This is a genomic window from Levilactobacillus yiduensis (genome assembly GCF_024718525.1).
In the GTDB taxonomy this organism is placed as follows: Bacteria; Bacillota; Bacilli; order Lactobacillales; family Lactobacillaceae; genus Levilactobacillus; species Levilactobacillus yiduensis.
In genome coordinates, this window is sequence record NZ_JAMXAZ010000041.1 from 1 (window position 1) to 7534 (window position 7534).

General features: G+C 41.5%; 8 protein-coding genes. 3 read left to right on the forward strand and 5 right to left on the reverse strand.

Annotated features, from left to right (window positions below):
- Positions 1-72: 72 nt before the first annotated feature.
- Positions 73-576, reverse strand: coding sequence for a DAPG hydrolase family protein (locus NGM66_RS13705; RefSeq protein WP_208907231.1), 504 nt, complete (start codon positions 574-576; stop codon positions 73-75).
- A gap of 98 nt (positions 577-674) precedes the next feature.
- Here NGM66_RS13705 and NGM66_RS13710 point away from each other — a divergent pair, with 98 nt between their 5' ends.
- Positions 675-1310 (forward strand): Crp/Fnr family transcriptional regulator, encoded by a 636-nt coding sequence (locus tag NGM66_RS13710; RefSeq protein WP_208907230.1) that lies wholly within the window; start codon positions 675-677, stop codon positions 1308-1310.
- Between the two features lie 103 nt (positions 1311-1413).
- Here NGM66_RS13710 and NGM66_RS13715 read toward each other — a convergent pair whose 3' ends face one another.
- Entirely contained in the window at positions 1414-2124 is a 711-nt protein-coding gene (locus tag NGM66_RS13715) for an SDR family NAD(P)-dependent oxidoreductase (protein ID WP_208907229.1), read from the reverse strand.
- Positions 2125-2194: 70 nt separating this feature from the next.
- Between NGM66_RS13715 and NGM66_RS13720 the strand changes: the two genes are divergently transcribed.
- On the forward strand, positions 2195-2575 hold the full coding sequence (locus NGM66_RS13720; protein ID WP_208907228.1) for a MerR family transcriptional regulator: 381 nt from the start codon (positions 2195-2197) through the stop codon (positions 2573-2575).
- Between the two features lie 374 nt (positions 2576-2949).
- Here NGM66_RS13720 and NGM66_RS13725 read toward each other — a convergent pair whose 3' ends face one another.
- The 3 genes from NGM66_RS13725 to NGM66_RS13735 all read right to left on the reverse strand — a co-directional run bounded on the left by NGM66_RS13725 (position 2950) and on the right by NGM66_RS13735 (position 5199).
- Complete coding sequence (locus NGM66_RS13725) at positions 2950-3606, reverse strand: MBL fold metallo-hydrolase (RefSeq protein WP_258115815.1); 657 nt, start codon at positions 3604-3606, stop codon at positions 2950-2952.
- A gap of 317 nt (positions 3607-3923) precedes the next feature.
- Positions 3924-4367 carry a GNAT family N-acetyltransferase gene (locus NGM66_RS13730; protein WP_208907226.1) on the reverse strand — a complete coding sequence of 148 codons (444 nt, stop codon included), beginning with the start codon at positions 4365-4367 and terminating at the stop codon, positions 3924-3926.
- A gap of 496 nt (positions 4368-4863) precedes the next feature.
- Entirely contained in the window at positions 4864-5199 is a 336-nt protein-coding gene (locus tag NGM66_RS13735; protein ID WP_209279987.1) for an XRE family transcriptional regulator, read from the reverse strand.
- A 127-nt stretch (positions 5200-5326) separates the two neighbouring features.
- Here NGM66_RS13735 and NGM66_RS13740 point away from each other — a divergent pair, with 127 nt between their 5' ends.
- Positions 5327-6511 carry an AIPR family protein gene (locus tag NGM66_RS13740; RefSeq protein ID WP_208907225.1) on the forward strand — a complete coding sequence of 395 codons (1185 nt, stop codon included), beginning with the start codon at positions 5327-5329 and terminating at the stop codon, positions 6509-6511.
- The last annotated feature ends 1023 nt before the right edge of the window (positions 6512-7534 follow it).

The window sequence follows — 7534 nt, forward strand, 5'->3', positions numbered from 1 at the left end:
TGAGGCCAAAAAAACTAGAGTACCCAGTAATCATAGGATTAATCGGGTACTCTAGCTATATTGATGAATATTTCAGGCTAAGTCAACTGGATTCTCAAAATTGATGTCAATTTTTTCAGGACCAAATCCCGTATCCTCAGTGACTGTATGGGTAACGCCATAAATTCGTTCGTTCATCGGAATTGATTGATCAGTTAATTGTTTTTCAGTGCCATTCTTAATCACCACATCAAAATGATCATCTTTATTCCAAACAATATAGCGCATTGGCTCTAAACCATGCCAAGCAAACCACCAGTGAAACATCTCAGCCGTGACGTTAGGCATCTTCAAGTAATTTGCCATAAACGCCGTGCCATCTGGCATTTGACAATACCCCATTTCAGTCTTTAAATATCCTGGGAGTAATAACTCATTACGCTTCTGAACCGGCGTGGCATCCTTAGGATCAATGGGAAATTCAGCCATTACCTTTTGTGACACAGGGTCGACTCCTGCCATGTCTTGTAAGTAGTACTTGTAATACGGAAAACTGGTCGCGTTAGCCGGAATATTTCTTGTAAATTCTTCAGTCATTTCAAATTCCTCCTACATCAAACTACAAGACATAGTTTAACTTGAAGGCCGCTACAAAGAATTATCTTAAGACAATTTTTGGAGGACTTATTTTTAAAATGGACTATTTAATTCAAAATGATTATCAACAGTTTAAAAATGAACTGCTAAAACTACCGCATATCCAAAAAACATATATGGCAAATGATGAAGTCTCACTCACAAATAAAACCTATTTTATCGTTACTGGACGTGTTATTGAATTGTTGCTACTGGAAGATGGCAGAGAGCATGCTCTAGTCGCTTATGGTCCGAAAACCCTATTTCCACCACTATTCTCAGCATCAATGAAATCTCGTGATACGTTACTCTTTCGTGTTATTCAGCCTAGTACGTTATGGTGTTATGACAGTGCTCTATTGTCTAATTACGCCCAGACGCAACCGGCCTTACGTCAGCAACTCAATCAGACTTACCTCAATCACATGGATTACTACTTAAATGATATCAGCCAACTAATTACCGAGTCTGGCATGCAACGTCTCGTGTCCTTTTTGACCTACTATCTCAAGGAACATCGGCCAACCGGGAATTTAATCCCAATCCGGCAAAAAAACATTGCTGTTCTTATTGCTGTCAATCCCACCAATATGTCCAGAAACATCAAAAAACTCAAGGACGCAAATTTAATCACGATTTCAGGAAACGGCATTAACGTATTGGATCCACAGGCTCTCGAAAAATACTTAACCTGAGCAGGTACTTTTTGCGTTTTTCTTAAGTACCTGCATTTGGCGGTTACAAATTTCCATTGAGATTCGTTAGTAAGTGTATAGGCCTTTGACTGGTTTGTATGGCTTACCAAGGGACGATACCATCAATATCTGAAAATGTGCCAGAATCAGTTAACACATCAGCACTGGCTAAGGCCACAGTCCGCGCTACCCCAACTTGAACGGTCCGATTGCCGCCTCCACCACCGAAACTGGTGTCTACCCAACCAGGATTGACCGCGTTTACCGTGACTGACGTTCCCTCAAGTTCCGCGGCGAGTTTTACGGTGAACATATTGACCGCCGCTTTAGAAGCCTGATAGCCAGATGCCTGTAGGCTGTGAATGCTGGTATTGGCATCGCTGGCCAGAGTCAGTGACCCTACCGCGCTGGAGACATTGATGATCCGGCCAGCCGGCGCCGTCTTCAAAAGTGGTAAGAAGACCTGCGTGACGTCGATCAAGCCAAAATAATTCACGTTAAAATCCTGCCGAATCGCGTCTAGTGACAGCTCTGACGGCTTCGTCTCATGATCAACGGCAATCCCGGCATTGTTGATGAGAATATCTAAATTAGCGTTGATCCGCGTTTTCGCGGCAACGATTGACTCATGATCGGTCACGTCTAGCTGTACCGCCTGCGCTTGAACACCGGCAGCCTCGAGCTGGGTAACCGCAGCCTGTCCCCGCGCTAGATTCCTAGAACCCACATAGATATACTGACCTTTCAAGCCAAGTTCTAGGGCCAATTCGTACCCCATTCCGCGATCAGCGCCAGTAATTAATGTCTTTGTCATATCCATAGCTTCCTTTTCTGTTATGATGGGTCTACTATATCAACCTAACGTAACGGGAGGTCAAGTCAAAATGAACAATAATCAATTAATGCGGATCGGTGAGTTTGCGAAAACTGCTAATGTTACGATTCGGACCGTCAGATATTACTTAGAATGTGGCTTATTACCACCAGAAAAACGCAATAAAAATCAGCAACGCCTCTTTGATGAGGAAGATCTCCACTGGATCACGAACTTACATTATTTACGAGAAGCTGGCATGTCGATCGCTGAATTGCAACACTACACCGCCTTGGTGCGTGAAGGTGATAGCAGCTTACCCCAGCGTATTGCCTTAATGCGCGAACAACGCCAACGCGTTATCGCTGCGATTGCTGATAAGCAGGAGCAGCTGAAGGTGATTGATCATAAGTTGGAACGGTATTTGGCTGGAGATAGTGCCGTGATGTGAGCAATGTAAACAACCAGCCCGAAATCACCAACAACTTTTGGCAACTCAACGAATCCGAACAACTCACCGACAAAGCGACTTCGAATCGGATATCGATTGAGTATCAGTTGATTTGATGACGGTCTGACCAGCAACTTGAAGTGGGCACTGAATTTAGGTGATTAAAGGTAGTCAACCAGAAAAGCTAGCCAGTCGGCGGCTAGTGTAAACAAAAGGATCAGGAAAACGAGAATAATCATCGTTAGTCTGATTCCTTTGAGAGAACATTGCAAACTGGGCAAGATGGGCATCAGCTATCACTTGATTGTTAGCGATTCTGGCCCATTATTTCTACTCATCATAAACAAGTACCTTTTTTCATGGTTAAATTGCCCTCATCGAATAACGGCATGTGCACTACTCCAGAGCGAACCAGGATTTGCGTAAGTCGGGTAAAGGGCTAGCACTTGGCGATACAGCTCTAATGCCGAGGTTGCCTTCTGGGCGAACTTGTTAAACGCAGTAATATACGCGATTGTGCTGTCTAAAATGGCAGGATCATCCGCATTTTCTGGAATTTTATGGCCAGCAACAACGTGTTGTGGCTTGAAGGTCTTCAAGTGTTCATTAGTTTTAATCCAGTTTTGGCGGGCAGCTAAGGTTGTTTCTTGCATATAGGCATGAATCCCCTTATAGGTGGCATCGCCAGCCACAATCAGTTGCAAGTCTGGCACCCATAAGCTAGTCGTGTCATGAGTATCCGTGAAACCATCTGAAATAATGGTGATTGGGTGCTCTTCCAAAGTAAAGTGATCCTTAACCACTTGATCAGCACCAACTATGGGCGTTGGTAATTTACCTGGAAAAAGTTTTTCCCAGGTACCTGCTAAGTTCGCGGGCGTCATCACGGCTGGAATACCATCAGCCGTGGCTCGGGTGACAATGATCGTTGCACCCGGAAAAGCGTCTTTAATCATCCCCGCACCAAAGAAATGGTCGGCATGTGTGTGCGTCAGATAGATATACTTTAGCGTAACGTGATGGTCGGTCATGAATCCAGTCAATTAACTCTTTGTTAGCAGATTTAGTTATATACGTATCAACCAAAACAGCCTCCCGTTCATAAAATTCAAAGAAGGCAACCCATCACGGGTCTTTGTTTGGAAAGAGACCTGATCAAATTTGCCCTAATAACTCCCCAGAATCTTAACTCTGTTTAATAGTTAAGTCAAATGATTGATTCTGGGGGTGATGTTGTTGGACAAATAGCAAAGTGCTTACTTCTCTTGTTCTAGACTCTCTTCGCAATTGGCTGCTGCTCCCGCACAGTAGTAGCTACTGCGGTTTATAATCGTTTCGCTGAATCCAATCAAGCTCTTCTCATATACAAAAGTGGATAAGGATTGCCTTGTTCATCATGTTCCGTTCGCTTATACACTTCAAACCCCATATGCTCATAAAAGCCCTTCGCGCGCGGATTCTGCTCATTAACTGCTAAATCAGTCACCGCATATTTTTCAAGACCGTAGTTAATCAAGGCTTTCCCCAAGCCCTTGCCCTCTTCCTCACGCGCAATAAAGAGCATCTCGATATGCTGCTCGGTAATCCCCATAAATCCAATTGGGATGTGCAGTTCATTTTCGACAACGATCAAATGTGGTATTTCTGTTAACGCTTGTGGCACGTATCGCTTAATGGTGGCGATTTCGTCTGCTGACAAGAAGAGATGCGTGGCCTGCACAGCACTTTCCCATACCGTCAAAAGATATTTAATTAGCGTGACGTTGCGGTCTTTCACTTCAATAATTTTCATTTTTCCTCAATTCATTTTCGTTCTCGTGTGCGTTCCACTCGGTGAGACTATAAAATTTGCTTCCGTTATCGCCAAAGGTGCGCAGATTTTACAGTAATCACATTATTATAACCCCAATATATTCACGAAAATATAATGCCGGAATTATCAAGCCAAACGCAATACTTTATCAAACAAAATTTCCTCAGGAGTTCGATAGTTCAAAGTCTTCTTGGAATGGCGATTCAGGTGCTTTCTTTTGAGAGAATATTCTCGAATTAAGGCATTGATGTTTTTCCTCAGTGTCGTGCTATTCTGAGGAATATAGATCAGGATAGTAGATAGCCACGTTCAAATTATCACGAATATCTGTGAGATGTTAAAAATCTGCGCCGTAATCTGGCACGATCGAAAGGGCTACTTCTTTTGGAACACAACTAAATATGATCAATGGCACCGGGTTATCAACTCAGCATCCAGCAAGCGCTTATACACCCAGAGACCATCCATATTAAGATTACAAACCTTCAAAATTCATCTTTTTTAATAACACCCAAATTTCATTAAGACTATCTGGCATGTACGGCCCTACAGCTTCCAATAAAATTAAGAAATCTACTTCAAGTGCTGTTGATAACAACTTCAATGACGTATAACTAGGAAAATTTTTCCCTAATTCAATATTTGTCAAACTTTTTGCAGAAATCCATCCTTCAGATAATAAGCCTGTCTCTATTCTATCTTCAATAAAATATTCTCTAGAATTAGACGATAGGGACAACTCCATTCTGTATCCATAGATTATCTTTCCGATTTTTTCAGCATTGGCATTTTGTGTTTTTCTTGTAGTCATAGGCATCCTCCTTCTCTGATCTGATTGGGAACCCCGGTTCCTTGAAAATGTACATTTTACATTATATACTCTATTTGTAGCTTAGCAAATATGCTCAAGTGAAAATAAAAGAAGGAGGTAGTTCATCATGACTACTGAAAAATTCAAAGTTAAATCGGTTCGTACTGTCAAATCACCGTCTAACCCTTCCGTCACCACATATTACGTTTGGGTGAATTTCAAGGATTTACCCGACAACATTTCATTGGATGTCAACCCTAGAAAACCCAAAATGACAACGGCCGTTGCTAAACAATTAATACGTGCTGTGAAGGATTCAGACTCGGATTTCGATGTAAATAATCGTGGAATTGTCATTACTGCTAAAAAAGTAGCTTTTGAGACAAGCCACGGTATGTTGACCCTCGACCTCGACGACGATCGCTCTCGCTTTGGTATTCTAGATGGTGGTCACACCTACACAGCAATTATCCAAAATCGTGATGAAGCACCTGTAGATATCGAAAAGTATGTCAAATTAGAGATCATTGTTGGTGACGACCTTGATGTCTCAGCACTAGCTGATGCTCGAAACACGTCAATTCAGGTCAGCGACATTGCCCTATTTGAATTAGATGATAAGTTTGATTTCATTAAAGAAGCTGTTGCAAATGAAAGCTATGCAAATGACATTGCGTACAAGGATAATGATAACAAGCGTATCCCTATTGCAAATCTACTAAAATTACTGTTTTCTTTTAATATTAAACGATACCCTAATGATAGTCAGGCCCCCATTTCTGCGTACTCTGGTAAGGCAACCGTATTTAAAGATTACAAAAAAGAGTACTCGTCTAATCCTAACATCTACAAAACTCTAGCACCTCATCTTCCAAAGTTAGTCAATCTGTATGAACTTATCCAAAAAGAAATTGGTAGTAAATATCAACAATTTAAAAAGCATGAGGAAGGAAAAAATGCCAAATTCGGTGCTGTACGGGGTGTTGATAATCGTGGAATTTTAACTACTGACTTTACGCAATCTAAAATGGATTACGACGTTTCAAACGGATTTTTAATGCCAATCTTTGGCGCATTTAGAGCCCTTATTAAATTTGATTCAACTGGAAAAAATATTGAATGGGAATTTGATCCTTTGGATGTATGGGAAACCGCTGGTGTTCGTCTTGTTCAAAATACTTTCGATACTGACACTAATCCTCAACAAACAGGAAAAAGCAAAACATTATGGCAAGCAAATTACCGGATCGTAGATAGCGTTCGAAAGGATCTGCTTCTAGAAAAATTAATGCACAAACAAGGATTAAACTAGGCACCAATTTGAGATTCTTCCAGCTCATGCATTGGAAAGAATGCTGGTTATCTCTATGCAGATGAATTGTACTAGTCTTCGAATAGTTAGGTACTGCTAGCGAAAGGAGCATCGATCAGCAACCGGTCGATGTTCCTTTTTTTATTCACCCGCATCACTTATGATACGGCGATCCGTATCAGACTACTCTGCGATTACTCCAATCAGTTGATTCAAGTATGATATACTGATTCTCATAAGTAAACCATTCATATAGCCTTAGAGCTTGTGGGTTCGACCCCCACTCCTGCTATCTGATATTACCGGTTCTAAGCACCTTACTCCAATCTCTTTTCGCAAGTTGTCTCTACGACTCCTTGAAAGGGGTAACGAATATGTATCTTTTACTTGTCATCTTAGCTGTGTCTCTGGTTTACTTACCAGTAGGATGCTTAATCCGGTGCAGAGGTAATCTGTAAACCACTCACAGCTAATGGGGCTAGCTTAACTGCTAGCTCTTTTTTATACGATAAACTCAATCACCGGGGTATCAGGCAGCTTGGGGCTGACCTGCCTACCCCTATAGTAAATGCTCAGTCTAAACCCATGCAAGAATAATCTCAAAATACATAAACCTCAATTGCAACGACCTAAGGAATGAACGGGTCACGTTCATTTCGTAAGGAGTAGAAGCGTCTGCACTTTGACGCGATAGCTAAGATGGTCCTCATAATCTACGAGGATAATCAAACCGATGAATTCCCGACTAATCATCTAAAATAATTAGCTAATAGTCCTGACATGTCAACAATTACCCACTAGGATTTTAAAAAAATACGGCGGTGCCCCTATAAGGCCCCGCCGTATATCTGTCTAATTCATTGGCACATAAACATCTACCCGTAAACCCGTAAAATTCGAGTGACATATTATAATATTGTATACAGGATGTTCTAATTATACATATACCCTGAATTATTCACCAGAAACTCCAAAATCCCCATCAAACACATGATTCAAGTGCTTGATGGGAATTTTACGTTT